The sequence below is a fragment of the Tildeniella sp. genome (genome assembly GCF_059505325.1).
This window is the reverse complement of record NZ_JCACKI010000001.1, coordinates 91,240-117,284: the sequence shown is the minus strand read 5'-3', so window position 1 is coordinate 117,284 and position 26,045 is coordinate 91,240. Positions and strand designations below refer to the sequence as shown.

28 protein-coding genes and 1 tRNA gene are annotated in these 26,045 nt (G+C 50.8%); 14 read left to right on the top strand and 15 right to left on the bottom strand.

Annotated elements, in window-relative coordinates; translation table 11 throughout:
• Positions 1 to 3: 3 nt before the first annotated feature.
• The 4 genes from AC5JO6_RS00535 to AC5JO6_RS00520 all read right to left on the bottom strand — a co-directional run bounded on the left by AC5JO6_RS00535 (position 4) and on the right by AC5JO6_RS00520 (position 4,783).
• Positions 4 to 942, bottom strand: a complete 939-nt coding sequence (locus tag AC5JO6_RS00535) for an AAA family ATPase (RefSeq protein WP_496079076.1) — start codon at positions 940 to 942, stop codon at positions 4 to 6.
• The gene (locus tag AC5JO6_RS00530) at positions 927 to 1,952 is read right to left on the bottom strand and encodes a hypothetical protein (protein ID WP_496079075.1); all 1,026 of its coding nucleotides are present in this window, start codon (positions 1,950 to 1,952) and stop codon (positions 927 to 929) included. Before AC5JO6_RS00530 ends, AC5JO6_RS00535 begins: the two co-directional genes overlap by 16 nt.
• Before the next feature lie 42 nt (positions 1,953 to 1,994).
• On the bottom strand, positions 1,995 to 2,762 hold the full coding sequence (locus AC5JO6_RS00525; RefSeq protein WP_496079074.1) for a TIR domain-containing protein: 768 nt from the start codon (positions 2,760 to 2,762) through the stop codon (positions 1,995 to 1,997).
• 95 nt (positions 2,763 to 2,857) lie between these two features.
• Positions 2,858 to 4,783, bottom strand: a complete 1,926-nt coding sequence (locus AC5JO6_RS00520) for a DUF3352 domain-containing protein (RefSeq protein ID WP_496079073.1) — start codon at positions 4,781 to 4,783, stop codon at positions 2,858 to 2,860.
• Positions 4,784 to 5,428: 645 nt separating this feature from the next.
• Here AC5JO6_RS00520 and AC5JO6_RS00515 point away from each other — a divergent pair.
• Together AC5JO6_RS00515 and AC5JO6_RS00510 are read left to right on the top strand one after the other, a co-directional pair.
• A complete protein-coding gene (locus AC5JO6_RS00515; RefSeq protein ID WP_496079072.1) occupies positions 5,429 to 6,181 on the top strand; it encodes an alpha/beta fold hydrolase in 753 nt (250 codons plus the stop codon).
• Between the two features lie 524 nt (positions 6,182 to 6,705).
• Positions 6,706 to 7,677 carry a LysR family transcriptional regulator gene (locus AC5JO6_RS00510; protein ID WP_496079071.1) on the top strand — a complete coding sequence of 324 codons (972 nt, stop codon included), beginning with the start codon at positions 6,706 to 6,708 and terminating at the stop codon, positions 7,675 to 7,677.
• Between the two features lie 189 nt (positions 7,678 to 7,866).
• Here AC5JO6_RS00510 and AC5JO6_RS00505 read toward each other — a convergent pair whose 3' ends face one another.
• Positions 7,867 to 9,060 carry a Coenzyme F420 hydrogenase/dehydrogenase, beta subunit C-terminal domain gene (locus tag AC5JO6_RS00505; RefSeq protein ID WP_496079135.1) on the bottom strand — a complete coding sequence of 398 codons (1,194 nt, stop codon included), beginning with the start codon at positions 9,058 to 9,060 and terminating at the stop codon, positions 7,867 to 7,869.
• Between the two features lie 257 nt (positions 9,061 to 9,317).
• On the opposite strand from AC5JO6_RS00505, the gene AC5JO6_RS00500 reads away from it, so the two are divergent.
• Entirely contained in the window at positions 9,318 to 10,004 is a 687-nt protein-coding gene (locus tag AC5JO6_RS00500; protein WP_496079070.1) for a hypothetical protein, read from the top strand.
• Between the two features lie 601 nt (positions 10,005 to 10,605).
• On the opposite strand, the gene AC5JO6_RS00495 is transcribed toward AC5JO6_RS00500, so the two are convergent.
• The 3 genes from AC5JO6_RS00495 to AC5JO6_RS00485 form a co-directional block, all read right to left on the bottom strand.
• Complete coding sequence (locus AC5JO6_RS00495) at positions 10,606 to 10,806, bottom strand: hypothetical protein (protein WP_496079069.1); 201 nt, start codon at positions 10,804 to 10,806, stop codon at positions 10,606 to 10,608.
• A gap of 2 nt (positions 10,807 to 10,808) precedes the next feature.
• Complete coding sequence (locus AC5JO6_RS00490; protein WP_496079134.1) at positions 10,809 to 10,997, bottom strand: type II toxin-antitoxin system Phd/YefM family antitoxin; 189 nt, start codon at positions 10,995 to 10,997, stop codon at positions 10,809 to 10,811.
• 460 nt (positions 10,998 to 11,457) lie between these two features.
• Positions 11,458 to 12,096 (bottom strand): Uma2 family endonuclease, encoded by a 639-nt coding sequence (locus AC5JO6_RS00485; protein ID WP_496079068.1) that lies wholly within the window; start codon positions 12,094 to 12,096, stop codon positions 11,458 to 11,460.
• A gap of 988 nt (positions 12,097 to 13,084) precedes the next feature.
• Between AC5JO6_RS00485 and AC5JO6_RS00480 the strand changes: the two genes are divergently transcribed.
• From AC5JO6_RS00480 to AC5JO6_RS00465, 4 genes are all read left to right on the top strand, one after another.
• Complete coding sequence (locus tag AC5JO6_RS00480) at positions 13,085 to 13,633, top strand: hypothetical protein (protein ID WP_496079067.1); 549 nt, start codon at positions 13,085 to 13,087, stop codon at positions 13,631 to 13,633.
• A gap of 12 nt (positions 13,634 to 13,645) precedes the next feature.
• The gene (locus AC5JO6_RS00475; protein WP_496079066.1) at positions 13,646 to 13,930 is read left to right on the top strand and encodes a hypothetical protein; all 285 of its coding nucleotides are present in this window, start codon (positions 13,646 to 13,648) and stop codon (positions 13,928 to 13,930) included.
• 68 nt (positions 13,931 to 13,998) lie between these two features.
• Entirely contained in the window at positions 13,999 to 14,205 is a 207-nt protein-coding gene (locus AC5JO6_RS00470) for a type II toxin-antitoxin system HicB family antitoxin (protein WP_496079065.1), read from the top strand.
• Positions 14,205 to 14,429 carry a type II toxin-antitoxin system HicA family toxin gene (locus AC5JO6_RS00465; RefSeq protein ID WP_496079064.1) on the top strand — a complete coding sequence of 75 codons (225 nt, stop codon included), beginning with the start codon at positions 14,205 to 14,207 and terminating at the stop codon, positions 14,427 to 14,429. The genes AC5JO6_RS00470 and AC5JO6_RS00465 overlap by 1 nt, the downstream gene beginning before the upstream one ends.
• A gap of 209 nt (positions 14,430 to 14,638) precedes the next feature.
• On the opposite strand, the gene AC5JO6_RS00460 is transcribed toward AC5JO6_RS00465, so the two are convergent.
• Positions 14,639 to 14,980 carry a winged helix-turn-helix transcriptional regulator gene (locus tag AC5JO6_RS00460; protein WP_496079063.1) on the bottom strand — a complete coding sequence of 114 codons (342 nt, stop codon included), beginning with the start codon at positions 14,978 to 14,980 and terminating at the stop codon, positions 14,639 to 14,641.
• Positions 14,981 to 15,130: 150 nt separating this feature from the next.
• Between AC5JO6_RS00460 and AC5JO6_RS00455 the strand changes: the two genes are divergently transcribed.
• Positions 15,131 to 15,907, top strand: coding sequence for an SDR family NAD(P)-dependent oxidoreductase (locus AC5JO6_RS00455; RefSeq protein WP_496079062.1), 777 nt, complete (start codon positions 15,131 to 15,133; stop codon positions 15,905 to 15,907).
• 152 nt (positions 15,908 to 16,059) lie between these two features.
• On the opposite strand, the gene AC5JO6_RS00450 is transcribed toward AC5JO6_RS00455, so the two are convergent.
• The 3 genes from AC5JO6_RS00450 to AC5JO6_RS00440 all read right to left on the bottom strand — a co-directional run bounded on the left by AC5JO6_RS00450 (position 16,060) and on the right by AC5JO6_RS00440 (position 20,075).
• A complete protein-coding gene (locus AC5JO6_RS00450) occupies positions 16,060 to 16,194 on the bottom strand; it encodes a hypothetical protein (protein WP_496079061.1) in 135 nt (44 codons plus the stop codon).
• A gap of 4 nt (positions 16,195 to 16,198) precedes the next feature.
• Positions 16,199 to 18,943: a cyanophycin synthetase gene (cphA, locus tag AC5JO6_RS00445; protein ID WP_496079060.1), complete on the bottom strand. Its 2,745-nt coding sequence runs from the start codon at positions 18,941 to 18,943 to the stop codon at positions 16,199 to 16,201.
• A gap of 307 nt (positions 18,944 to 19,250) precedes the next feature.
• A complete protein-coding gene (locus tag AC5JO6_RS00440) occupies positions 19,251 to 20,075 on the bottom strand; it encodes a cyanophycinase (RefSeq protein ID WP_496079133.1) in 825 nt (274 codons plus the stop codon).
• A gap of 413 nt (positions 20,076 to 20,488) precedes the next feature.
• Here AC5JO6_RS00440 and trmD point away from each other — a divergent pair, with 413 nt between their 5' ends.
• The 6 genes from trmD (at position 20,489) to AC5JO6_RS00410 (ending at position 24,018) form a co-directional block, all read left to right on the top strand.
• On the top strand, positions 20,489 to 21,217 hold the full coding sequence (gene trmD, locus AC5JO6_RS00435) for a tRNA (guanosine(37)-N1)-methyltransferase TrmD (RefSeq protein ID WP_496079059.1): 729 nt from the start codon (positions 20,489 to 20,491) through the stop codon (positions 21,215 to 21,217).
• A gap of 66 nt (positions 21,218 to 21,283) precedes the next feature.
• Positions 21,284 to 22,384, top strand: coding sequence for a DUF1517 domain-containing protein (locus AC5JO6_RS00430; RefSeq protein ID WP_496079058.1), 1,101 nt, complete (start codon positions 21,284 to 21,286; stop codon positions 22,382 to 22,384).
• A gap of 73 nt (positions 22,385 to 22,457) precedes the next feature.
• Positions 22,458 to 23,096: a DUF1517 domain-containing protein gene (locus AC5JO6_RS00425; RefSeq protein WP_496079057.1), complete on the top strand. Its 639-nt coding sequence runs from the start codon at positions 22,458 to 22,460 to the stop codon at positions 23,094 to 23,096.
• Between the two features lie 203 nt (positions 23,097 to 23,299).
• Positions 23,300 to 23,494: a hypothetical protein gene (locus AC5JO6_RS00420; protein ID WP_496079056.1), complete on the top strand. Its 195-nt coding sequence runs from the start codon at positions 23,300 to 23,302 to the stop codon at positions 23,492 to 23,494.
• Positions 23,488 to 23,799 (top strand): hypothetical protein, encoded by a 312-nt coding sequence (locus AC5JO6_RS00415; protein WP_496079055.1) that lies wholly within the window; start codon positions 23,488 to 23,490, stop codon positions 23,797 to 23,799. The genes AC5JO6_RS00420 and AC5JO6_RS00415 overlap by 7 nt, the downstream gene beginning before the upstream one ends.
• 45 nt (positions 23,800 to 23,844) lie before the next feature.
• Positions 23,845 to 24,018: a hypothetical protein gene (locus tag AC5JO6_RS00410; RefSeq protein WP_496079054.1), complete on the top strand. Its 174-nt coding sequence runs from the start codon at positions 23,845 to 23,847 to the stop codon at positions 24,016 to 24,018.
• Between the two features lie 224 nt (positions 24,019 to 24,242).
• Here the strand turns inward: AC5JO6_RS00410 and AC5JO6_RS00405 are convergent.
• The 3 genes from AC5JO6_RS00405 to ccmA form a co-directional block, all read right to left on the bottom strand.
• Positions 24,243 to 24,316: transfer RNA gene (locus AC5JO6_RS00405), tRNA-Arg, on the bottom strand.
• Positions 24,317 to 24,427: 111 nt separating this feature from the next.
• Positions 24,428 to 24,925: an SMC-Scp complex subunit ScpB gene (gene scpB / locus AC5JO6_RS00400; RefSeq protein ID WP_496079053.1), complete on the bottom strand. Its 498-nt coding sequence runs from the start codon at positions 24,923 to 24,925 to the stop codon at positions 24,428 to 24,430.
• 218 nt (positions 24,926 to 25,143) lie between these two features.
• The gene (gene ccmA / locus AC5JO6_RS00395) at positions 25,144 to 25,995 is read right to left on the bottom strand and encodes a heme ABC exporter ATP-binding protein CcmA (protein WP_496079132.1); all 852 of its coding nucleotides are present in this window, start codon (positions 25,993 to 25,995) and stop codon (positions 25,144 to 25,146) included.
• Between the last annotated feature and the right edge of the window lie 50 nt (positions 25,996 to 26,045).

The following is a 26,045-nucleotide window of genomic DNA, read 5'->3' as shown; positions in this document are numbered from 1 at the left end:
GGGTTAGCTCCGCTTCAGGTAGCGCAGGTGGTCGTCCCAGCTTTTGAGCAGCACGCCGAGGTAGGGGAGTTTGCCATCCAGCTTTTGCAGCGCTTCGTCGTCGGGATGGCGTTTCAATACTCGAAACCAGTCCATCAGTTCACTGGTGCTGACGTTTTTGGCGGATTCGCCTTTTTCTTTTCGCAGTTGGTCGCGCAGTTGCAGGAAGCGATCGACGGCTGCCTGGGTTAGCGTATCGGAGGCATCGGGGTAGCGATCGCGCACAATGCGTACCAACTGTTCCTGACTGGGGAACTGGACTTGTTGAAAGAGACAGCGACGTAGAAAGGCATCGGGCAGGTCTTTTTCGTCGTTGCTGGTGATGAAAATAATTGGCGCGACGGTTGCCCGAATGCGTAGCTCTTTGCCATTCTGTCGGGCTTCTTCGATCACAAACTGCTGTTCATCCAGTTCCACCAGCAAGTCGTTGGGGAAGTCAATATCGGCTTTGTCAATTTCGTCAATCAGGACGATCGTGCGTTCAGCAGTCTGAAAAGCGCGTCCCAACGGTCCAAAGCGGATATAAGCAGCAGGATTGTCGATACGTTCCAGTTCGGCTGGGGTGAGGCGATTGGAGGAGGCAAGCTGAGCATCGCGCAAACGGGCGATCGCGTCATACGTGTACAGCCCATCCCGTGCGCGACTGGTCGATTTCACATACCAGGGTTCAAAGTTCAAGCCGAGTTCGTAGGCAACGGCACGGGCAAGCTGGGTTTTGCCGCATCCCGGTTCGCCTTTGAGTAGCAAGGGGCGTTCCAGGTAAATCGCCAGGTTCACAGCTTCCACCAGTGCATCGCTGGGTAGATACGGGTAGAGGATTTGCCCAGCAGCATCCCGCTCGCCTGGTTGCGGCTGTCGTTTTCCGGTATATTCTGGCGATCGATAACTCACAGTTTTAACCACCTATCCTCTTGGTCATACCAGTTGCAGCCACACAGGTCACAAATTTCGCGCAGCGTTGGTTCTGGAAGCCCATTGTCTGTGTTTGCCAACAACGTCTCAACCATTGTTTCGGCATCATCAGTGATGGCGGTTGGCAGCACATCACTTTGTTGCTCAATCCAGGTGATGAGTAAGTCTGACGAAAACTCCGTCAGGTTTGGCAAGCCAAAGGGAATGATGGGTTTCCAGGTAGAATCATACTGCTTGGCAAAGGTGAGATTCCAGGTATTTACGCTGCCTTTGTCATCCAGCAAAAACATCAGTAGCTTAAAGCCGTTGCCCTGAGTTGCCGTTTCAGACACGCGATTTGCCAGCACAGCCCAAAAGTCGGTAATCAGGTCACGCAGATTGTCTTCAATGGTGCCATGCACATCGTAAAACACGACTAACACATTTTGCGTCTGCCACCACTGATGGACTTTCTCGACAATTTCAGTAGGTGTGCTTTGTCGCCCTAGTCCTACGCGTCCAGACAGTTCTCGCCACAAGGCAGGAATATCAGTGCGCGATGAGACTCTACCAAGATTGACCTTGACTACTTTTGCTTCCAGGCTTCTGGAGGTTTCTAATGCAAGTCGATTTAATAGCCAACGCTGACCGTATTCTGGCGAGGTTCCTTGAATCAAAAAGGCACCCACAGGATGGTCTTTGATCACCTTTTTGAACGATCGCTGTTGCTCCCAATACCCCAGTTTCAGTAATGCCCCATGAAGCTGATCCAGATTGACACTTGGGCTAATGCTGGCGGGTTCAGCAACCTCCTTGATCTGGCACTCCAGGCGATCGAGGTCTTGTTCGACCTGCTCCAGTTCCTCCGTAGTTTCCGCAATCTGCACATCCAGTTTTAGCTTGACTGCCACATCAGTTTCGAGTCTCCGCGCCTGTCGCAGACTACGCAGTTTCTTACTCAACAGGTCATATTCACCCTGGAGGTCATCAAGTTTCGTTTGCAGGCGATCGAGCGTGGGCATTTACAGAAGGGGAGCTATGCTAACGGGGACACAAGTATGAGACTAATGTAACTGGCTTTCAATGTGATCCAATCGCTGTTCCACCACTTCCAGATCAGCGGTGGTTTCTTCAATCTGCATATCTAACTTCAGCTTGACAGCCACATCAGTTTCGATCGCCCGCGCCTGTCGCAGATGCTTGAGCTTGCGATTGAGCAAGTCATACTCTTGTTGTTGCGATGCCAGATCGTCTTCCAGTCTGCGGCGCTGGCGGCTGGTCAACCCACCTGTTGCTGACGGTGATGTTGTTGCTGTAGTAGAAGCCGTGACAGCAGGACTTAAATCTACAACTGACGCGTTTGGTTTTGCTTGCGCGATCGCCTCTACTGCTTTGCGAATACCTTTGGCAACATCCAAAAACGCCTCATCGGGATTTGACCAAGTGGTGACAGGTTGAGCATTCTTGGGCAATGCCTGTAGTTTGCTAAACGGTGCACCGCTCCAATCGACGGGCTTCAAGATAATGGGGATTACGCAAGCGTCTCCGGCTTCATGGCGTTCGATCGCCCGCCTCAATTCAATATCCCAGCAGTAATCTGATGCTAAAAAATCCGCGCTAATGAGTAGTAAGATGACTCGCGCGGAGTTGAGATGATCGTCGATCGCGCCTGCCCATTCGCTTCCTGCCGTGATCTGGCGATCGTGCCACGCCGTAATCACACCCTGACGCTTCAAGATGCTCAGGTGTTTTGCCAGTTCATCACGCAGCGTTTCATCTCGGTGAGAATAGGAAAAGAAAACCTCGATCGCGGTGTTGGGCGCAGTACTCATTCATCAAGCTGAACCGTATTAGCAGATTAGATTCAGTCTCCTGCACGTAAGTTACTCGATCCAACGCGTAAATGCGAGGTCGAATCCGGAAACCCCTACTTCGGCTGCTTCACTGGAGTTAAAACCCAGAGTCCATCCATCCGCTCTGCTTGAGCGGTGGTGGAATTGGACGTGCTGATGCTGCGCACTGACCCAACAATCCGCTGTGCCTCCTGCACATAGGACGCATAGATCTCCGGCACAGACGGGAGGAGGAGGTTATAGAAGAAGGACAGCGTCGCACCCATATTGATGTAGTAGTAGCCCTCATTGGGTATTGGGAAACTGGCAGTGGCAGTTTGAAAAGTGTAGTTGCGATCGAGGGGCAGATACGGCTTGGGGTTAAGCGTTGCCATTGGCTGTACACCTGTTGTTAGGAGCAGCGTTTTGTCATCAACCCAACCATGAGACAAGATGCTGATGACTTTGCCCTTTTCTTTGCCTTCCCAACTGACGATCGGCTGACCCTTAATGCGTCGGGGGACGATCGCCACTTCACCCTTCGCCTGTGCTTTAACAAACTGATCGAGCTTTTTTAACGCCGCTTCGGCAGCGGGGCGATCGCTCGTTTGAATCATTAACCCCACGCCCAGATTGAGCTTGTTGTAAAAATAGTTGAACAGTCCGCCAGTGGTGGGAAAGAAGAACAGTGCATACTCCCCGTCCATCCAGGAAATCACGTCTTTTTCGGGGTCTAACCCGGTAGCCTTGCGGAAGGAATTGCGGAGGCTGGCGATCGCCAACTGGTTAGGCAAGTCATCCTGTACAGAGTCGAGCGCCGTTTGCCACTGCCGCTTAAAGTTGCGGCTGTTTGCCGATAAATAGGTGGTGGCTGGTAACCGCGTCAAAAGTTGGTTTGCATCGGGAGAGAGTATCGTTGCCTTATCAGGCTGAGGCGTGGTGTAGTAAAAGTTTGATTGGCTGCGAAGCCCCTCTGGTTGCAGCCAGATGTGGGCATCAGCGGTATCGTACAGCTTCGTTAAACTACGTAGCTGACCTTCGCTGAAAGTCGGAAAACCAAAGAGTTCGGCGGATGACGGTGCAGCCTTCGCGATCGCAAGGACGAATTTTGCAATTTTTGCGACATCACCGTAACCCATCAGCAGCGAGCGTCCCGTTTGCGAATGCCGTAGTGTTCGCTGAAACAGGGGATTTTGCGCCAGAGGGGTATTCTCAGAACGGGCATCAATCAGGTCTTCTAACGTATCCGCCTGCACCGCGATCGCGATATTACCAGGCAGCAGCGCGATCGCCAGTCCACGCGGCTTGCTAAATTCTGACGGATCAGGGACGGCTGGTTCTGCTTCAGTAGGCGTACTCGGCTCTGGTGGCGTTGCTTTTGGTAGAGGCGCAGGTTTGACGACCTTACCTTGAGAGACGCTGGCTACCGTCCAGGGCAATAACAATGAGTGTGGCTGTGTAGATTGCCCCGTGGGCAGCGGCTGAATGCGACGGGTTGTGGAGTCGGGTTCGGGCTTAGATGGCTTGTCTTCAGCGGGTGCAGTCCATTGCAGAATGGTGATGCCTTTGTACTCCCGCTCTACTTCGGGTTTGCCTCGCGTGGCTTTGAATTTGTTCAGAAAGGTATCGAAGCGATCGCGATCTTTAATGGGTGCCAGCAAAACCGCGCTTGCATCCAGCGTTTGTAAAACAGAACGCTCGATCGATCCCGCCGTTGGTACTAAAGCGATCGCCACTTCGTCCCCCAACCAGGGCTGAATATGTTGTGTGAAGTCAATCTTAGCTGGCAAAAACGGAATTTTGAGGGGCGTTCGGAGCGATTCGGGCAACGGGTTAAAGCGATCGACCTCTGACCACACGGCCGGTGTCGCATTGACGAGCACCAATCCTGGCGTGTTGGCTGGCAGCACAGTCGTGACAGCAGGTGGGGATAGCTGTGGTGCTGGCACTGCACGGACAGGGGCGCAACTGGGTGTGACTGCTACAGCAACGAGAAATGATACAGAAACACGACGGAACAATGCTTTCTCCTCCAACCATTAATTAGTTCAACCGTCAATTAATTAGGAACATGAACCATTCCAGCACCCAATGCTCAGGCAACCCTAGCCTAATTTTGCTACCACTGCCAAGATTTGCGTCGAGTGATTTTAAGATGCCCAATGCGTAAGGACTTGTAGCGTCGATCGCTGGATTGCCTCACTGCAACCGTTGTGATACCAAATCCAAAAACAGGCGCTACAGATCAAGCAACCTAGCCGCCCTCACCCTTACCCTCTCCCTTTCTTGAATGCCCATTGGGCTATAGGGGCGAGGGGACTGGATTTTAGCTCCCTTCTCCTTCGGGAGAAGGGCTGGGGATGAGGGCACTCGAGCGTACGCACACGAATTATTCAACCTGCCTGCTGTTGAAATGGTTGCCTTGGATCACGATTCATCAGAGGTCTAACGCACGATCGCCTGTTGAGAACAATAGCAGTAAAGAATGCGTGTTTGATGGCTGTAGCGATCGCGCAAAACTACTTTTATGCGGTTCCTCCTAGACGGGGTAGTACTGAATTTATATATTTAACAATTCACTATTGATATTTAATCTCAATAGCTGTGATAGGATTATCCCAGCTCTTAGTCCTCCCATACTCACGCACTCACCCTTCAAAACCCCCATGACTCTCTCGTTCGATGTCCTGTGGTTAAACGCCAGCCCCAGCTTGAAACATTTTGACCAGCCGTTGCTGCGATCGCTCTCCCAGCATCATACTGTGGCGCAGTGGGCTTACAGGCAGTCTCTCGATGAAGCCAGTTCACTGGATCATGCCGTATCGCTATTGCACGACTATCTGCAATGCCAGCCGCGCCCTGTCCATCTAGCAGGTCACGGCATCAGCGGCGTTGTGGGATTAATTTACGCACGGCGCTTTCCTGAGCAAGTGCGATCGCTAACATTGCTGGCAGTTGGAGCACAACCCGCGATCACGTGGCAAGCGCACTACTATGTTCAACGTCAACTCATTACCTGTAGCCGTCAGCAGCTACTAGCGTGTACAACCAAAAGCCTTTTGGGTCAGCAGTTTTCTTACCCCACCAAGGCGCTTGTGACATCGCTTGCCCGCGACCTGGAAGAGGCTCCTTCACCGCACTCCTTATTTAGCTTGGCGACCCTGCCCAAAGGCGGCGTGACGATGCCTTTGCTGGTTTGTGGGAGTAAGACTGATCCAGTTGTTCACCCACCCGTACTACAAGAGTGGCTGGCTTACTTCAAGTCAGACGACACGCTTTGGCAGTGCCCCGATGGTCGTCACTTTTTTCATTCTTTTCAGCCTCAGTTGGTTGGAGAGCAGATGATCCGGTTTTGGCGCTGCTTGGAGGCGCAACAGTCTTCAACTCACCGTTTTCCTCTGAAAATCAACCACCATTAAGGCACCCTTATGTTGTTCAATGAGCTTCACGATCGTTTGTTTTGACATCCTGCAAGAAGCGGCGACAGAATGACCATTCTGGGTGCGTTAGTTCTGATTGTTGATGCCACTGATGCCACGATTCAGTAGGCTAGGGGCTGTCATCAATTACGACTACACATGACTTGCAACAAGGGTTCCAGCCCCTAGCCTGGTGTGTTGGGACGGGCGCGACAATGCTGATACCGTAAGGTTTCGGAGCTAAATTGATGACGCGCCTTAGCGGACGTGAGGCAAGAAAACCTGCGAAGAGAAAGGCGTTGCATATCAGCGAGCAACAGTTGCGGTCAGACTATCTCGTCTGCGAGTAGACAGGTCGGCATTTGACCGAGTGAACTCAACTGCTATGCACCTATACAACGCCGTTTGAAGGGAGTATTGAACTCATACCAACGATCATACTGTCGAAACCCATAGACATAAATCACATATTCTTCTTTATAGAATAGAATAGAATCTATGGTCAATTAGACGGGGGAACGCACTTGAACAATGCAACGCTCCATCAGTTGAAAGTGTTTGAGGCAGTCGCGCGCCACAACAGCTTTACTCGGGCGGCTGAAGAACTCTTTCTCACGCAACCGACGGTTTCGATGCAGGTAAAGCAATTGTCAAAATCGGTCGGCTTGCCGCTCTTTGAGCAGGTAGGCAAGCGACTCTACCTGACTGCTGCTGGCAAAGAGCTTTACACCACCTGCCAAGACATTTTTACTCGCTTATCTCAGTTTGAAATTGCGATCGCTGACCTCAAAGGACTCAAGCAAGGCGGGTTGCGGTTAGCCGTTGTAACGACCGCAAAGTATGTGGTGCCTCGCTTACTAGGACCTTTTTGTCAGCGGTATCCTGGTATTGATGTCTCGCTGACAGTGAATAACCACGAGTGGGTTTTAGAAAGTTTGGCAGCTAATCGTGATGACCTTTACATCCTGAGCCAGTTGCCTGAAGACATGGATGTGCAGGTGCATCCGTTTTTGGAGAACCCTCTGGTTGTGCTGGCGCAACGCAATCATCCTCTAGCGCATGAGCGGGATATTTCGCTGGAGCGATTGGCAGAAGAGCCGTTCATTATGCGCGAACCTGGTTCGGGTACCCGTAAAGCGGTTCAAAAACTGTTTGATGATCAGGCGCTGCCACTTAAGGTCAAGCTCGATTTAGGCAGCAACGAGGCAATTAAGCAGGCGATCGCAGGTGGTCTCGGTATTTCTGTGCTGTCACTACATACATTAGCGCTAGAAGGCTCCAACAGCCAACTGACCATTCTGGATGTCAAAGGCTTCCCAATTCAACGCCATTGGTATGTCATCTATCCCTCTGGCAAGCAACTATCAGTCATTGCCCGCACCTTTCATGACTATCTGCTCAACGAAGGCAAACGCGTGGCTGAAGAAACCGCTTTTCAGGGAGTGTTCAGTAAAGGGCTGAAGCCAAGAGGACACGATTTAGAAGGCAAGGGTTAGACGAAAACATAGTTTTAGCCGGGAGTATGTCACCTTTGCGCCCTCACCCTAAATCCCTCTCCCCAGGGAGAGGGACTTTGAATCCTTGCTCCCTTCTCCTGGGGGAGAAGGGTTGGGGATGAGGGCAGAATCTAGCACTTGCGAAAGTGACATGCTGCCGTTTTAGCCTTCTGCCTTCTGCCTTCTGCCTTACTCAGGCAGCTTGTACTGTTGGACGATCCGCTTGGCATATTCAGGCACATGCGCGTCTAGCTTTTCGGGATAGTTGCGCTTGACGTATAGATAGTTGCGGGTGAAGTGGGAGTCGATCGAAAAGCGGGCATATTCTAACCCTTTAGGTCCTGTTTTTTTGATGACAATGCCCAGCAGCTTGGCTACCCACATCGGTAGCGTTACCCCTTTGTCATAGGCAGAAATACTTTGCTGCACAGCATCGTGACGATCGCCCTGCGACATCACGGGTTGCGTCTCAATCTGAGCCTGGACAAGATCGAGCATTTCCTGACCGCGATCGTTCCGCACGACGATCCATTGCCAGCCGAAGGGTGCGCCCATATACCCTACAACCAGATCAGCCAGGGAGTTAACGTAATCAAAACAGCTCATGCAGGACGGTGCAAACACGTCTTTAAGCTGGTTTGTCTTGAGACCAAAGAACGGTACTGTCTCACTGGAACCATCTTCGTGCTTGAAGTGGACGCGGAAGTCCTGCATGAATTCGTAATGCACTACGGTGGCGGGCGATCGGCTAGTAGTATCGAGAAACTTCTGCAACCCAGCGCGAGTCACATTATCGACACAGGGCGTTCCCAGTACGTAGAGCTTCTCTAAACCCAGTTGCTTTTCCACTGCCCGAAGCGCCTGAATTTGGCAACCCACGCCAATCACCAGCAGACGCTTCATGCCCGACTGCTCGATTTCTTCTAGCACGGAGAGGTTGGGCGACAGCGTGGGCTTATTCACTTTTGCCGCCAAAATTTCTTCTGGTGTGCGAGCCAGTATAGGTTTAGGCTGAAAGCGATCGTCCTCCGTGTTTTGCACACAAACGACACCTTCGACCATACCGCGAGTGAGCATTTCAATGGCGATCGTGCTGACAATGCCTGTCCACTGTGCGCCCTCTACAGGCTCTAGCTTGCGTGCCGCCATCATGTCCTGGCTGACCCCAAAGTACCATTCATCCGGATTGTCCAGATTGCGGCTGCGATCGTGGATTTGCGCTTCTAGTTCAGCAATCTGCTGATTCAGGAAGGCACAGGCATCTTTGACGTAGTGAATGTAATAGGTGTCACAGAGTCCGCATTCGCTGCACAGTGCTTTGGCGGGGCGGCGACTGGTGGGCTTAAGAGCTTTCGCCTTTTTGTGGGAGGGCGCTACGGTCATGGCGTGAGGTGTGCAAAGGTCACTGTTGATCACAATAACGTACTGCTGCCCCGTGATGTAGGGTTTTGTCGTTTGATTCCCTAGCCAACTTAGATGAGTGAGCGCTGCGATCGACCAGATTGTAGGGTTGCACGCTTGGGATGCTGACCCTTGACAAACTGCCTTCGGAGAGAGGTCACTTTCTTCGCATCAAGGGCAAACTCTAGGTTAAACGTTCGCAGACCTAGACGATCGCGCACCCATCCCTAAAACAGACCATGAAACGGCTGCTGACTTGCTTTGCTGGGCTTCTAGCGTTAACGACCTCAAGTTGTGCCCTTGCGTCTCTTCTAACTGTCACTCCCAAAACGCTGATTGATCAGACTGTTAATTGCCCAACCGATGAGAACTTAAAAGCAGAGGGCTTCAAAGTTTTGAGTACACAAACATGGTCTCAAGGCGTGATTGTGCTTTACACCGCTCTTTGTCCCACAGATGACTCAAAGACCGCAATGCGTCCAGTCTTTGGTCATAAGGTTGTCAAGCGGAACGGCACGATATGGCAGGTAAGCGGCAGTGGCAGCTACAGAACAGCAAACGAATCAGCCCCATCAGAAGAGTTGGTAGAGTACGGCATTGGTCGCTCTTCAAACCAGCGCAGCGGTAGCGCCCCTTCTCAAAAAGCCCCTTCTCAAAAAGAAGAACCTTACATCATTCTGTATGGTCGAGTGCTCAAGCCAAGCGTTGTCGCTGTAGAAGCCACATTTGATAATGGCAAGATTGTGCGCGATGAGAGCAGCAATGGTGTATTCGCACTGCTTGCTGCTGGAGCCAGCGGAGTCTGTGAAGTGCGCGTCTTAGGAGCAGATAATCAGATCCTGCGACAAGAGGATTTAGCAATGCCGAAGCAACGTACCCGCAGTGAACCGATAATTCGGTGCCTGCCGATGTCGCATCAGTTGTAAGTAGCAAACATAACCAGTTGTAGGATGTGCTAGACGCAGCCGTGACGAATTCGACCTCCGAGCAACACAGATTCCCTAACGTTGAACCGCTATGTATGCCGCTTTGAAAATATTAATCTTCATTTAGATAGCCATGCCAGTCAACAAGGTGCCCTAGCACGGTCATACGCCTGTAGTCCTCCTCGGTAACTATGCAACGATCAAATTTTGCCCTTGACTTTCGTTGCGGTTGCAATTTTTGCTGTTGAGCTTTCGGCTTTTGAGCTTTAGTCGAATGACTTAAAGGGGCAATCGATTTGTTGGACGCGCTTTGATGCTTAGTTTTAGCAACGGAAAAATTTTGGTTGTTAAGAGGACGCTTTAAAAGTCCAGATGCTTGTAGCATTGGCGACTGAAGTCGCGGCTACAGAGGCACTAGCGCAGCCATGCCCGAAGGACTTTACCCTGCCGTTGCAGGTGATAAAACCCTTACTCTGCGGTAGTCCGCACAGGCGGACTTTGTTTACGTGGTCGCAGTTTTAACCGCCAGACACTTTTCAAACAACCTCTTACGTCTACCAATGCCAACCACTAAAACAAGAATTTGCGTTTGCTCAACCCTCTAGACGATTCGATAGCGTTGCCCCACTGCCCTCACGCTGCGAAAGCCTGAAAGATTATCCACCAGTGCTTTCCCCTGTTTCTCAGGCTCAACTTTGAGCTGATCAATGCGCTCACTCAGCTTCTCTTGTTCACGTCGATCGTTAATGGCAGTCAGCGTTTCTAAGGCAAGGGGAGTGAGTTGAATCGTGTATTCAACCATTGCTATAACCCTAGCGTTGTTTTTGCACTCTCCCAGGAGACGGTGTTGCCTTGTTCTGCTTGAAGAAGGCTCTGACGGAGTTTAGCGACGAATTCGGTATCGGTCAGGATGTCGAGGGTTTCGAGTAGCTCAGTGAGGTGCGCGTAGCTGAGGGCGACAATGACCGGCACACCATCTTGAGTGATGATGATGGGTTCGTCGGTCAGTTCATCGGGAAGGTTGGGAAGTTGCTACTGTGCTTGAGCGATCGTCCAGTTGTTTGGGCATACCGCAAGAGAGGAGTCAGGGTGAATTCACTCTAACACCCGCTTTCAGGGAAGCAGCCGCATTCTCAGTTTGGGTTTGCCACACGCGATCGCGATTCTGAGAAGAACAAGAGCGAGTTTATACGCAGGCAGAAAGCAGGATTGTCTGGAAGCGCTTTACGGTAACTTCACCGTAAGTAACCACAGCTTTACCGTTAGTCACCACAGCTTCATCATTACTAACGATCGCTCTAGCGTCAGTAACCACAGCTTGAACGTAAGTAACGACAACTTGTGCAGAAGTAACCACAGCTTGAGCGTAAGTAACCACAGCTTGTGCATAGGTAACGACAGCTTGAACGGACGTTACCAACGCTCGTTCTAAGGCAACATCAACAAGTGTTGTTTAAGGGCGGTGGCGATCGCGGATGCCTTGCCGAAACGCCTTTGCTGCCGCCAGTGGATTGGGATTCTGCACACAGTTACTCAGCAACGTCATGTCCAGGTTGGGGAGCAGTTCACTCTGGTCGATCGCCTCATAGCCAAAGGTTTGCGTCCATTGCTCCTGGTTCTCTGTACGCAAGTGGTAAAGCAGAAAGCCGTTGTTTTGCCAGAACCAGACCTCCTGTACTCCCAAGCGTTGAAACCGTTCCAGCCGATTAATGCTGCCGCTTGTCACCACCACTTCAATTGCCAAATCAGGAACCGCTTTATCGGTGCCGATGCAGTAGCTTTCATCGGGTTCCGTTCCAACCCGTTTGTCTGCATTGCGAAAGGTCGTGGAGCCTGTGGGGAAATATTCGGTATCCGTTTCCAGAAAATAAATTTCTAAGAGCGTCCCAATGCGAGTTTTGCCACTTTCATGCCGACGGCTGGGTGCCACAATTTCCAGGACTCCATCCAAATAATTGATGCGATACGCTAGACTATCTCCCATTCTGGTCAGCAGCGCTTCGTACTGTGACCAGGGGACGTTGGTAATCACGCGCCGTTCTTCCGGGTCATCCAGCTTTAACCATTGAGAGAGGTCTTCCAGCAGCAGCATCGCCCGTTCCTCGTTGCCCTTTCACTGATTCTAATGCGGATTCTAACCTCTGCTCTGATACCTCTCGGTACTGCTACCCTGCTAAACCAACCGCTGGTGTTTTCAGTCACAGGGCAAGGTTGACCGATGGGGTGCAGTCAAGATCAGATTCAGCGGAAGTAACGACAGCTTGTGTAGAAGTGACGATCGATCGTGCCGAGTCAACATCAGGAAGAACCGCCACTATAAAGGTAGAAGAGGAAGTACAGCCCTCGCAACACGTTAAAATCCTTAAGCTTTCGATTTTATCCTTTTCACACGGATAACATGCAGACAAGGTGCTGTCTATTCAGCTTGATCGAGATTTTAGGCTGCAAGATTTTAGCCTAATCGAAATCTGCCTAATATTACAGTTAGTGATTCAAGCCTTTGGGTGAAAGGTGCGTTCAGATTGCTATAGTCCTTTAGGGATTAAGTTATTCTAAGGATATCGGTAGGGGCATCGCTTCAAGGTTATTAGTGAGATGGTTGGTGTAAACGGTGCTTGGAAGCTTAGGCATGAATCTCCTTAGTGACTTGAGTCGATGGTTTTTTATTAATGTTGTTCTGGCTCTATTGCCACTTATCGTAAATTTGGTAGTTATCTCAATGTTTAAGGAGGAAGAACGACGTAAATGGAAATGGGTTAGTCTTTTTAGAGATGGTGAATTGTTTTTCTTTTCAAGCACTATATCTGCGACATCAATGAGTGAGGTGGTTTTAGGGAACAAATCAAATTCGCCCAATTTGGGATATTTGCATACATTTACCTTACTGCCAATAATGTTGGTATTATTACTCTCGACAGTGATATTTGGATGCGCTGCATATACCAAACTACAAAAACAGCTAACAGGGAAAGGAGATTCGCTACTAGATGATTTTCGGTTTTCATATGGATCAGTCGCTTGTGCAATTGCCTCAGTAATTCTCGGCTACGTAGCATTTTTACAATCAAGAATCTAAACTTATGAGTGAGACAAGCAAAAAAGTTGAAATTCTAATGAGAGCATCTTCAGGAATAGCTCTAGGTGCAGCATTGGGATCTTCTCTTGGTTTAGTAATTGGCTCTGCTGTTGGCAGTTTAATTCTTCCAGGCGTAGGGACTTTGGTTGGAGTTGCTGGAGGGGCTTTTCTTAGCTCACTTTTAACAAGGAACTTAACAAAAAATGCTAGGAGTGGCGAGGAAAAGTTGACAGTAGTTCTTGATTCGATTGCTGAGAATGATGATCCTTTAAAAGAAGATATTTTAGTTGTTTTAGAAGCAAAGATTAACTATACAGAAGAAGATGACATAAAAGAATCTCTGATTAAGATGCGAATTTCAGTTAATGCAACTAATCTTCCACGTCCTCAAAAAAAAGAAATGGCTGACTACATAATCACAGCACTCAGAGAGATTGAACGCAGAGATACATCAAGCGCTAAGTATTCCTTGGGCAAGGTAGCTGACTTGGCTCAGGATTATCCAAATATTCTCAATGCTTTGAGGGAACTAGGGAAATATCTTTCAAAATGACCAGACCGTAAAGTGAATAGGTGCGGTAGGGCAAGCACTGCCCATTTCTACTTTCATGCACTGACTACAATCGCCCTCCCTTTCTCTACGATCGCTCACCCCTCCGTTACTAAAAGCTTCAAATCCATCAAACGATCGGATGGTGCTGACAAAACCAACGATCGCGCGGTGGCAGATGCGGCTGAAACGATAGGGTGCGATCGACTAGTAGTGCGATCGGGTTGCTGGCAAAACACCGATCGCACTTTAGCAAATGTAGCTGAAATGACAACGCCTGTAGACAATGGAGAGATGTAGCAGGATTGGGCGTTTGACGGCAGAGAGATAAAATGTACAGTAGTACCTTTATTGATCAGAAGGATTTTATGAGGTTTAGCGTAACGCTCGATCGTGATGAAGATGGCGTTTGGATTGTGGAGTGTCCCAGCATTCCGGGTTGCGTGAGCCAGGGGCAAACACGACAAGAAGCCCTTGAAAACATTAAAGATGCTATCTCAGCTTGTCTACAGGTTCGAGCAGAGCGTGGGATGCCGCTTACAATTGAAACGTATCAAGTTGAGGTCGTAGCGTAGTGGGTTCTGCCCTTCCTGTAATGAGTGGGCGTGAGGTCGTGCGCGTCTTTGAATCTTTGGGTTGGAATGCTGTGCGGCAGACAGGTAGTCACATCATTATGGTTGAAGACGAGGAACTTGTGACGCTTTCGGTTCCTGATCATCGTGAAGTAGCAAAAGGAACGCTGCGAAGCCTCATTCGTACTGCTGGATTGACCGTAGAAGAATTTGTTGCCGCCAAGTAGCACGTAGTTCTCAGGCTAACGAGACAGTGTTAGGGTAGGCACTGCTCATCTCTACTTTCATGCGCTGGCTACAACATCCTGTCCTGTGGTTACGATCGCCTAACCCTCTGTCACTAAAAGCTTCAGCTCTGCCAAATGATCGCATGGTGCTGGCAAAACAACGATCGGATGGTGGCAGATGCGGCTGAGATGGTAGGGGGCGATCCGGGTTAATTTCGCAAGCTTGTAGAACCAGCGTCTATGTCATGCTGCAATTTTGCCACTGCGTCTAAAATAACAACGAAGCGTTGTCCAAATGCGGTGAGCTTGTATTCAACCCGTGGTGGAACTTCTGGGTAAGAGCGTTTTTCTAGAATACCGAAGCTGACCATCTTGTTTAGACAATCGTTTTGCACTTTGGTTGTGAGTCCATCAATCGAGCGGGTAATGGCTCCAGGGCGATCGACTCCCTGACAAATCAAGGTCAAAATTTGAATTGACCATTTACAACCCACAATGTATTCCACCATTGCAGCGGCTGAAGTTGGCTTACTTGCTTGCTGGCTGTTCATCTAACGCAATCTATTTTTTCTAACCCCTGTCTTAATTTCTACCAAAAAGTGCCTACCGCACCAAGAGGTGCTTACTTTCGCGCCCAATTTAAGTTGCTTAAGATGCTTGCTGTGGGCGGATCACTTCAAAACCTCAGCAGGAAAATCATTATGTACCAGGAATTTAAGCATCAGCAAGCGTTGATCGTTGGCGGTAGTAGCGGCATTGGACGGGCGATCGCAGAAATTCTTTTAACTCATGAAACAACTGTAACCATTGTCGGACGAACCACTGACAAGCTTCAGGCAGCCGCATCCCACCTCAAGCAGTTCGGCACGGTGCAGACGTGGCAGGCAGATATTAGCGATCGTCAGGAGGTATCCCAACTGGTTGAACGTATTGCTTCCGAACTATCTAACGTGCGTTATTTAGTCAATGCTGCTGGCGTTTTTCTGCCAAAGACATTTCTTGAACATTCCGAGGCAGACTACGATCGCTACCTCAACATCAATCACGGCACCTTCTTTGCGACTCAGCAGGTTGTTCGCAATATGGTTCAGTACGGGCAAGGCGGCGCAATGGTCAATATTGGCTCCATGTGGGCACATCAGGCAGTTCTCGCTACACCCTCCTCTGCTTACTCAATGGCGAAAGCTGGCTTACACTCTCTCACTCAGCACTTGGCGATGGAGCTTGCCCAGTACCAAATTCGCGTTAATGCTGTTGCTCCCGCAGTGGTCGAGACTCCGATTTATGGAGCCTTTATCAAGCCAGATGACATTCATACGACGCTTCAGGGCTTCAACAGCTTTCATCCGCTTGGACGTGTTGGACAACCGCATGATGTTGCAGAGGCGGTGGTTTACTTGCTCTCCGGTCGAGCCTCTTGGGTCACGGGTGCAACATGGAACGTCGACGGTGGGGTTATGGCTGGACGTAATGCTTAAGACCGAACATCAATAGGCACTCGTCCGCGCAATTCCACGAAGGACTGGCGGTCTAACAAGACGTTTTAGTGTATGGACACGTCGAAGGGTCGGGATGGATGCCGATAGCGTGAAGACGATCAAAGGCGGTTCGACTATCAACTGCTGCTGGTTTAAAGACGGTGAGCCGAAGACAATAAGTCATCGGCTACCAGCTTGGTAATGTCTAAAAGGGGCGATCGCCGCTCGGTGAGCCGTGGCTCAATTCCAATTGGCTCCCTTTCCACAGCCGCGATCGTCTTACACAAACCATCAGCGGCTGAAATTGACGTATTCTACGGATTCTTCAGGGTTGACTTCTGAGACCGCTTGCGACTGTTCTGAGTAGTTAGCCGCCTGACCATTCTCGACTGGCTTGACGGCGACGGGAGTAGGCGAGGGTGCTTGCTCTGGGCGACGGGCTTCGATCAGGCTAATAGCACGAGTCACGCTTTCGGGCAAGATGACAACTAACCCATTGAGCGAGGCGGCATCCAGGGCAGTCTGAATGGCGGTCACTTCATCAAGGATAGTTTCGTACCGAGCATCTGGCTTTGCCTGGACAATGCCCTCAGTAATGAGGCTGGCAGCTTCTCCACTCGGTCTACCACGGGTGTCGCCGTCTTCTTTGATGATGATGCGATCGAACATTTGCGCCGATAGTTTGCCCAGCGTCACGAAGTCTTCATCGCGGCGATCGCCAGGACCACCCACCACACCAATCCGCTCACCGGGCCAGTTTTTCACAAAACCGCCTAACGCTTCGTAGCTGTGGGCATTGTGGGCATAATCAACAAGAGCATGATAGCGCCCAAGATTGACCAGATTCATCCGTCCTGGCGTTTGCTCAGTCGATGCCTGGAAGGTCATTAGCGCGTCTCGAATGTCTTCAATACGAACACCCTGAGCGAAGGCTGCCAAACTTGCTGCCAGCGCATTCGCAATCATAAAGGGGGCACGTCCTGCCAGCGTTAACGGGACATTCACTGCCTGTTCGATTCGCAACGTCCAGTCGCCTTTGAGGATAGAGAGATAGCCATTTTCGTAAACGGCAGCAAGACCGCCCTGCTCTGTGTGCGATCGAATTAACGCGCTATCCGGTTTCATCGAGAAGTAGGCAACTTGCCCCTTCACACGGTCTGCCATCGCTGCGACCAGGGAATCATCGGCGTTGAGCACCACGTAACCGCCTGGCATGACCGTTTCAGCGACTACGCCTTTGACCTGTGCCATTTGCTCGATCGAGTTGATGTCCCCGATCCCCAGATGGTCTGCGGCAACATTGAGCACCACGCCCACATCGGAGGCAGTAAACGCCAGACCAGAGCGGAGAATGCCACCTCTGGCGCTTTCGAGTACAGCAACTTCCACCGTTGGATCTTGCAGAATTAGTTGAGCGCTCTGCGGTCCGGTATTATCACCCGGTTCGACTAAGTAATCACCAATATAGGTGCCATCTGTGGTGGTGTACCCAACAACTTGCCCGGTTTGCTTGAAAATATGAGCAATCAAACGAGTTGTCGTGGTCTTACCATTAGTGCCCGTCAGCGCGATGATGGGCACACGGCTAGGCGCACCAGGCGGGAACAGCATACTCAGCACTGGTTCTGCGACATTGCGAGGAATGCCCTCGCTGGGGCAAACGTGCATTCTGAACCCAGGAGCCGCGTTAACTTCGACAATCACGCCATCGACTTCGCGCAACGGGCGAGAAATATCGGGCGTGACCACATCGATCCCCGCAATATCTAGACCGATAATTTTGGCAACGCGTTGTGCTAACCAGATGTTTTCGGGGTGTGTATCGTCGGTGCGATCGACCGCAATGCCGCCTGTGCTCAAGTTAGCCGTTGCTCTCAGGTAGAAAATCTCGCCCGCTGGCAGAACAGTCTCAAGGGTATAGCCCTGTTTTTCAAGCAACTGCCAGGTGTTGCGATCGACCTCAAGCTTCGTCAATACATTCTCGTGCCCTTCACCCCGACGTGGATCTTGGTTGGTTTGCTCAATGAGTTCATCGATCGTCAGTCTGCCATCACCAACTACATGCGCTGGCACTCGTTCTGCAACCGCGACCACTTTACCGTTGATGACCAGTACACGATGATCCCGCCCTTGATAGAAGCGTTCGACAATGACTTCTTTGGAGACTTCCTTCGCGGCATCATAGCCAGCTTCCGCCTGTTCCCAGGTGGTGATGTTAATCGTGATCCCGCGTCCATGGTTGCCATCTAGAGGCTTGATGACGATTGGGTAGCCGCCAACATCGGCGATCGCCCCTTCCAGTTCATCCAGATAACCAATCACCGTACCGCGAGGCACAGGGACACCTGCTTCCCGCAGAATCTGTTTTGTGCCTTCTTTATCCGATGCCAGTTCAACCGCCAGGATGCCCGTGCGATTGCTCAGGGTTGCCTGAATGCGTTTCTGGTGTACCCCATAGCCAAACTGAATCATGGCACGAGCGCTGAGTTGAAACCAGGGAATCCCCCGCGCCTCCGCCTCTTTAATCAGCGTTTCGGTACTGGGACCGAGCGAGGCATCTGCCCACAGCGCCTGTAAATCTTGCAAATCCTGATCGAGTTCTTCCTGCGGATAGTGACCCGTTTCGATAATGCTCTGACAGAGGCGTACTGCCGCTCTAGCCGCGTAGCGCCCTGCTTGCTCATCCTGGTATTCAAATACGACCTGGTACGTACCAAGATTTGCCGTTTCGCGAGTACGCCCGAAGCCGACGACCATCCCCGCCAGTTCCTGCAACTCTAAGGCAACATGCTCAATAATGTGCCCCATCATCGTGCCTTCTTTGACGCGACTCAGAAACCCCCCTCGACAGCCCGGTGAGCAAAAATGCTCAATCAGGCTAGGCAATGCTTCTGTCAATCCCTCATAGAAACCAGGAATCACGTTGGAGGGCTTGTCTGCCAGATCCTCTAGATCCAGACGCATCACGATCAGCTTTGGTCGTCGGATGCTCCAGTAGTTGGGACCACGTAATGTCTGTACTTTGAGTATTTTCATAAGACTGATTAGGAGGAATTCTGGTGCGGCTAACTGAGTACCAGTGACAAATGTTGTCTACAGCTGTGACCTAAAACGAAGAGAACAATGACACAGTTTCAAACTCTCAAAAGCCGATAGACTGTTCGTGACGAACATTCTTAGTCTGAAATAGAGACCGTTCTGGCTCAAGACTCCCATGTAACGGAGGATGCAAACTGTATCAAGGGAGGGTAGAAAAGAAAATTTCATCCTGCACCAAAGAAACACTTGACCCTGTCCATAAAGAGACATCGGTAGAGGTGCCCGTCCCTCGCCAACGTAGCCGCTAGGCGATGCCGCAACCGGAGAATAAGGGCATCCGTTTATGCAAATCATAGCGATCGCTGTGGCTCAGAATGTGTAACCGGAGGTTCCCAATGCTTAGCGGCTCGGTTGCACCAGCCTTCGTTTGATTGGTGTAGCACAGTTCGGTCGGGTCTAAAATGGTTACGGTTCCTTTACCAATCACTTGCAGCGTACCATCTCCCTCAAATAGAGCACAGGTGTCTTCATCGATCCCAATGCCCATCCGATCAGGGTGAGCGGCGATCGCGCTCATCAGACGAGCCATCCGATTGCGATTGTGAAAGTGTTGATCCACGATGACTTCAGGAATAATGCCCAGCCCAGTCGTCATATCGACTAGCGATCGATTGGGCGATTCGCCACTGCCTCCACCAGCAATCATATAGTGACCCATAATGGCTGCGCCTGCACTGGTTCCTGCCAGCGTCAGATCGCCCCGCTGGGCACGTTGTCGCACCGTTTGCATCAGCGGCGTGTCAGCCAGCAGCCCACAGAGACGCAACTGATCGCCGCCTGTCATAAAAACGCCCGTGCAGTTTTCGACGTAGCTTTGCATCAGCGGATCTTCGCACTGTTCACGATCGCGGATATCCAGGATTTCAATGCCTTTTGCACCCATCTCCCCAAAGATCGTCAGATAGCGATCGCCAATAATGGCAGGCTCACGAGAGGCAGACGGAATAATGGCAATGCGAGCCTCAGTAGCGCCTGAACGACTGAAGAAGCTCTGTAGAATTTCTCGTCCATGAACTTTATCCTCCGCGCCCCCAATCACCATGATGGCAGTTTTCGTAGACTGGGGCATGTTCTCTCCAAGGGACTGAAATTCGATTTGCGCTGGTTCATCCCCAGGCAAAATGGGAAAAAAGCGCTCCCATAGTTTCATGACTGAGGTGTAGACGCTGCTTTTGTTCATGTTGCCGCCTGACCGCTCATTGTCCTCATCATAATGGTTAGCTTGACACAAGCGACTGAGAGGACTGGATGAAGAGGCTGAGAGCGATCGCTGGTGCAGGTACATTGACCGCTTAAGCTGCATACGCTCCCAGGCTTCATCATGCCAGATTGTTGAAAAGTAATTTAAACGACTAGGAAATTTTATGCAATCTTTTGATATGCCTGCTAGGGTTTAGACGGCTTCAGGCTCTAGATGATCCCGACCGGGTAGACTGCCGTGCTCTTTCGAGTTTACAGTTCATAGTCTAGAATCCAACTGCGATGCGCTTCGATCTGGTCACTCTATTCCCTGATTTTTTTACTTCGCCCCTTCGTTCGGGTTTGCTCGGCAGGGCGCTGAACAAAGCGATCGCGACAGTGCACTTCACCAACCCACGTGACTTTGCGCTTGATAAACATCACCGGGTAGACGATGAGCCATATGGCGGTGGTGTAGGGATGTTGATGAAGCCAGAACCCATTTTTGCTGCTGTAGAGTCGCTGCCAGTCTTACCCCGACGCGCGATCGTTTTGATGACACCGCAGGGCGAACCGATGCACCAGGCAATGTTTCAGCGACTGGCGATCGACTGCGAACAGCTCATCATGATCTGTGGGCATTACGAAGGGGTCGATGAACGAGTGCTCAATCTCGTGACTCAAGAAGTCTCGCTAGGCGACTTTGTGTTGACGTGCGGCGAAATTCCAGCGCTGGCACTTTTGAACGGCGTGATCCGCCTGCTGCCAGGTACAGTGGGCAAGGCAGAGTCTCTGAAGGCTGAGAGTTTTGAAGATGGGCTGCTAGATTTTCCACAGTACACGCGCCCCTCTACGTTTCGGGAATGGGACGTACCAGCGGTTCTGCGATCAGGAAATCACCAGGCGATCGCGCAGTGGCGCAAGACACAGCAGATCCAACGCACGCGCGATCGTCGCCCTGACCTTTATAATCGTTGGCTTGAATCACAATCAGGTCAAGAATCATACGATTCGGAGCCGCATGAAGGCTGATTGCTTAGAATGAAGTGAGGGTAGCCTTAGGGTTAGAGATCGGGCTTACATTCACAGCTTCAATTTATGAGATATTCCAAACTCCGACGCTACTGTGCGATCGCAGCCAGCACCCTACTTGCCAGCACAATCAGCCTTCACCTGCCTACGGAGACAACCCAGTTAAGCCTAACAGTCGCCTCTGAAGCGTCTGCCCGTAGCAGTGGTGGTCGCAGTGGTGGCGGCTCGTTCCGCTCGTCTCCATCACGTTCATCGCCTTCGCGCTCATCCCCTTCACAATCGTCTCCTTCCCGCTCCTCTGGCTCTAGCGGTTTTAACAACAGCCCCTCCTATCAGCGCGATCGCTATTACAACGGCGGGGGCGGTCCTGTCATTGTGCCAGTGCCTGTCGGACCTGGTATCTACAACGACCCTTACCGCAACAATGGCTACAGCAACGGCTACAACAACAGTCAAGCCTCGACGAATGCAAATGACAGCGGTTGGATTGTCGGACTCATCTTTCTAGGTGTTTCGGCGATCGTGGTTTTTGGGCTTGTCTTTCTCGTGTTCAGAGCCATGCGGAGCACAGGTGGAGCCTCTGCCAACCGCGAACTTGACAACGATATTGTGACCGTGAGCAAAATCCAGGTGGCATTGCTGGCAGAGGCGCGCACGATTCAGTCTGAACTGACTGACCTCACCCTGGAAGTTGATACTGATACGCCAGAAGGGTTGCTACAACTGGTGCAAGAAGCGGCGTTGGCGCTGCTAAGAATGCCAGAAAACTGGTCACACGTACTGACAGACTCGCAAACGGTTAAAAGCCGCGAAGAGGCGGAGGCACTTTTTACCAAGCGTTCGATCGCTGAGCGCAGTAAGTTTAGCGTCGAGACACTGACAAACGTTGGTGGCAGAGTCAACAAGCGCGATGGCTTTAAGCCTGACCCGGATGAGGGTCCCGCCTCATATATTGTCGTAACGCTGCTGGTTGGCACAGCCCACGACAAGCAACTGTTTAACCAGGTACGTACTCAGCAAGACCTTAGCAATGCTCTAGAGCAATTAGCATCGCTCCCGTCAGACTATTTAATGGCGTTTGAGCTGCTCTGGAGTCCGCAAGACGCATCCGATAGTCTCACTTACGACGAGCTACTGACGGAATATACAGAGATGGTGCAGCTTTAAGGGCATTCAGTGAGAGAACCAGTCAACCGTTCAAGGCACAACGTTACAACTGAATCGTTAAAACTAGGGTGTTATGGAACAAGATTTGCAGGCAGCATCAGCGATTCAAGCGGCTGACAATACCGAACTGACCAACGACGAACTCACAAACGACATTGTGACGGTTAGCAGGCTGCAAGTCGCACTGCGATCGCGGGCAAAGCGTCTGCAAACCCAGTTCTCGGACATTGCTTTACGGGCAAACACTGCAACCCCAGAAGGGCTTTTTGAACTGCTGCAAGAGACCGCGAGTGTGCTGCTGGAGAACGCTGATTTCTGGACACACGTTTTAGCCGGATCACAAACAGTGGATAGCCGCGAAGAAGGAGAAGCGTTATTCAACCAATTCTCTTTGCAAGAGCGGGCTAAATTTAGCGCTGAAACGTTAGTCAACGTGAATGGAGTGGTGAGCCAGCAGCTACCAACACCACAACCTGGCAATCATCCGGCTTACATTGTCGTCACGCTGTTGCTCGGCACTGCCAACGACTCACCGTTGTTCAACGAAATTTATTCAACGTCACTGCTGCGCGATGTGTTAGAAGACATTACATTGCTGCGATCGCGCTTTCTACTGGCGTTTGAGCTTCTCTGGACACCCCAAGATCCCGCTGATAGCCTGACCGAAGCCGATCTTGCAGCCAACTATGCAGACCTGGTGCCAATTGCCTAGCGGTCGGCGGTCAGCGGTTAGCGGTTAGCCTTCTTTGGGATCGCTGGTGTGGCATTCTAACTGAAATTTTGCCAGCAGACTGAGACTAAACGCTTTGCCTGCTATCATCTCCGATGCAAGCCCTTTCAAAAATCAAGCTGGATTCCTATAGAAGCCATTTGAGATCTCAGGAAGATGTCAAATGGCTTCTATAGAGGTCTCTCATGATGAAACACCTTTTGATCAACGCTGCCCTTGGTCTAAGCCTAATGAGCCTCATACCCTTGCCAGCCATCGCTGCCCCAGCCTACCAGGTCATCAGTCATGAGGCGGCGATGCAGAGTGCCGTAGAGGTGCAGGTGGGACCAGGGCGATCGACTTTAGTCAAGCTCACGAGCGCATCACGTATGTTTTGTTAGCCGATCCCTCGCGTCTGGTTTATGGTGCGAATGCTTCGATTCCATCCAGGCAAGCAAACACACTCTTTTTGCGCCCCATTCGTCCCCTAACGTTCCCCGGTGCCACCACCACTAACATCACCAATCTGAGTGTCCAAACCCTTGATCAGACAGGACAGCAGCGACTCTATAACTTTAATGTTCGCCATGTGACGCAACCCCAGTATGTGGGAGTAGTGATCAGCCCTGACCAGGTTCGGCAACAGCAAGTCAGCCTTCAACCGAAGCTCAGGCTGGATTCGCTTGATCCAGACACCTGTTTATAAGGCTACCTTTCAGCACTTCTTCTTTGCCTACTTCTGGAGAGAACGATGAATCTTCCCATCAGCGATGCCATTTTGATTACAAAGCACGAAGCCGCAAGAATTTTGGGCATTCACCACACCACATTTCGCTATCTGAGAAACAATCCAAATGCGGCAATGATCGAAGGACTGCACTGGGTGGTAATGCCGTTTGCCGATGTGAGAAAACACAAGCTGTAGATGCCCATGAGAAAGCTTGATCTGTACAGACCTCTTAGCAGCTTTATGTTTTGGCGCTTTGGAAGGCATGGAGTAATCACTTTATCTCTACCCCAATTTCTGGTCGAAATTACCCCAAAAATGTCAAAAAAAGCCTGCAAGTGTTAGTCAAACTGAACCAAAATTCTAATCGTTCAGCGATCGGAAATGCCTGCAAGCCTTAGCTCATGTATACTTTCGTTCGACGGGACTGGCGGGATTCGAACCCTCGACCTACCGCTTAGGAGGCGGTCGCTCTATCCAGCTGAGCTACAGCCCCAGTTGTTAGAAATTATAGCAGGCGCTGAAAAGGCGATTGACCGTTTGTAACGTCATGGCACTTCTGACATAGGGAATTTTTTCTGTCTTCCTTAGCAGCCCAAACCATTGTTTAAGGCTTTGCTTTGACGTGTTGATCAAACTCCTGCGGCAGTTGATGCATTTGAAAATATTGATGGAACTTGTTGGTGACCTGTAGCCAATAGGAGCGCCCATCTGATTGTCGGCGTTTGCGAACAAAACCCAGTTCGACCAGCTCTGGCACGTGCTGATATGCACCGGAGCCGCGCAACTCAACTAACTCTGTCTGCGAAATGGGACCTCTGAGCGCGATCGCGGCAAGTGTTCGCAAGGCACCCAAACCTAAATCAGCAGGGACTAATGTCTGTACCAGATGGTGAAACGTTTCGCGTAGCTGTAATGTATAGCCGTTGGGTGTTTCTGCCACTTCCAGCGCACTATCTCGATGGGCGTAGTCGGTTATGAGTTCGAGTAACCCTTCTGCCGCAGTCTCGCGATCGCAAGCTGCAAATTCAGCAATTTCGGCAACAGTGAGCGGCTGCGCTTTCAGGTACAAAATGGCTTCGATTTTACTAGCAAGGCGAGGCATGGGGAAGGCAAAAGTATAAAGGCTGAAGTATAAAGGCTAAAGGCTAAGTTACAGCAGACTTCAGGAGTCAATGACGTTAGAAGGAGTCAGAAGTGAAAATGGTCAGGACTATAGCGTTCGGTCTAAGAGGTGTACTTCATTTAGCTGCGAACTGCCGTAATTGACTAATCTGAAGGCAACCGTCCATTTTTTATCCTTCATACTTTAGCCTTTAGCCCTCAATCTAAATTTCGTCCTGTCAATTCCACAAAAATATCTTCCAAATTAGACGGTCTTACCATCATGCCAGTTTTATCTGGCTGCTGGTTGAGATAGGCGTTGGCATCATCAATCGTGGGAAAAAATTTGTAGTCCCAGCGATCGTCGGTTTGCTGCATCACCAGACCCTCGCCGTGTTTTTGGCGAAAATCTTGCAGGGTGCCGAGTTCGATGAGCTTACCAGCGTCCATAATGCCAATGCGATCGCACAAGTACTCCACTTCATCCATGTAGTGGGTGGTGAGCAGAATCGTCATACCCTGGTTGTTGAGGTCACGAATGATTTCCCAAAGGCGGCGACGGGTTTGAGGATCAAGACCGACTGTGGGTTCGTCCAGAAACAAAATGTGGGGCTGGTGCAACAGCGCACGGGCAATTTGTAAACGGCGTTTCATGCCACCAGACAGGGTTTTGGCAAGATCATCCCGCCGATCGCTCAGTCCCACATACTCCAGCCAGCGATCGATGTCTTGCTGCCGTTGAGGATTAGGAAGATGGTGCAACCGCCCGTGAAATTCCATGTTCTCCCAGACCGACAAATCGCTGTCAACGCTGATTTGCTGAAGGACAACGCCAATCTGCTGCTTGACCTGCGATCGCTGGCGCACGACATCGTAACCCGCTACCTGAATCCGCCCTTCTGAAGGCTTAGTCAGCGTTGTCAGCATCCTAATCGTGGTGGATTTGCCCGCGCCATTTGGTCCCAGCAAGCCAAACATCTCACCTGGTTGAAGCTCAAAAGACAGATCGTTGACAACGGGCGCTTTGTCAAAAACTTTATAAACATTTTGGAGTGAAACAGCAGCAGTCATGAGGGTGAGGAGTGAGGGGTAAGGGGGTGAGGGAGTGCCATTTTCTAGGT

Coding starts and splice junctions, on each gene's coding strand:
- AC5JO6_RS00530 (WP_496079075.1), bottom strand. CDS start 1,952: ATGCCCACGCTCGATCGCCTGCAAACGAAACTTGATGACCTCCAGGGT.
- AC5JO6_RS00525 (WP_496079074.1), bottom strand. CDS start 2,762: ATGAGTACTGCGCCCAACACCGCGATCGAGGTTTTCTTTTCCTATTCT.
- AC5JO6_RS00515 (WP_496079072.1), top strand. CDS start 5,429: ATGACTCTCTCGTTCGATGTCCTGTGGTTAAACGCCAGCCCCAGCTTG.
- AC5JO6_RS00505 (WP_496079135.1), bottom strand. CDS start 9,060: ATGACCGTAGCGCCCTCCCACAAAAAGGCGAAAGCTCTTAAGCCCACC.
- AC5JO6_RS00500 (WP_496079070.1), top strand. CDS start 9,318: ATGAAACGGCTGCTGACTTGCTTTGCTGGGCTTCTAGCGTTAACGACC.
- AC5JO6_RS00495 (WP_496079069.1), bottom strand. CDS start 10,806: ATGGTTGAATACACGATTCAACTCACTCCCCTTGCCTTAGAAACGCTG.
- AC5JO6_RS00485 (WP_496079068.1), bottom strand. CDS start 12,096: ATGCTGCTGCTGGAAGACCTCTCTCAATGGTTAAAGCTGGATGACCCG.
- AC5JO6_RS00480 (WP_496079067.1), top strand. CDS start 13,085: ATGAGTGAGACAAGCAAAAAAGTTGAAATTCTAATGAGAGCATCTTCA.
- AC5JO6_RS00470 (WP_496079065.1), top strand. CDS start 13,999: ATGAGGTTTAGCGTAACGCTCGATCGTGATGAAGATGGCGTTTGGATT.
- AC5JO6_RS00460 (WP_496079063.1), bottom strand. CDS start 14,980: ATGAACAGCCAGCAAGCAAGTAAGCCAACTTCAGCCGCTGCAATGGTG.
- AC5JO6_RS00455 (WP_496079062.1), top strand. CDS start 15,131: ATGTACCAGGAATTTAAGCATCAGCAAGCGTTGATCGTTGGCGGTAGT.
- cphA (WP_496079060.1), bottom strand. CDS start 18,943: ATGAAAATACTCAAAGTACAGACATTACGTGGTCCCAACTACTGGAGC.
- AC5JO6_RS00440 (WP_496079133.1), bottom strand. CDS start 20,075: ATGCCCCAGTCTACGAAAACTGCCATCATGGTGATTGGGGGCGCGGAG.
- trmD (WP_496079059.1), top strand. CDS start 20,489: ATGCGCTTCGATCTGGTCACTCTATTCCCTGATTTTTTTACTTCGCCC.
- AC5JO6_RS00430 (WP_496079058.1), top strand. CDS start 21,284: ATGAGATATTCCAAACTCCGACGCTACTGTGCGATCGCAGCCAGCACC.
- AC5JO6_RS00425 (WP_496079057.1), top strand. CDS start 22,458: ATGGAACAAGATTTGCAGGCAGCATCAGCGATTCAAGCGGCTGACAAT.
- AC5JO6_RS00420 (WP_496079056.1), top strand. CDS start 23,300: ATGATGAAACACCTTTTGATCAACGCTGCCCTTGGTCTAAGCCTAATG.
- AC5JO6_RS00410 (WP_496079054.1), top strand. CDS start 23,845: ATGAATCTTCCCATCAGCGATGCCATTTTGATTACAAAGCACGAAGCC.
- scpB (WP_496079053.1), bottom strand. CDS start 24,925: ATGCCTCGCCTTGCTAGTAAAATCGAAGCCATTTTGTACCTGAAAGCG.
- ccmA (WP_496079132.1), bottom strand. CDS start 25,995: ATGACTGCTGCTGTTTCACTCCAAAATGTTTATAAAGTTTTTGACAAA.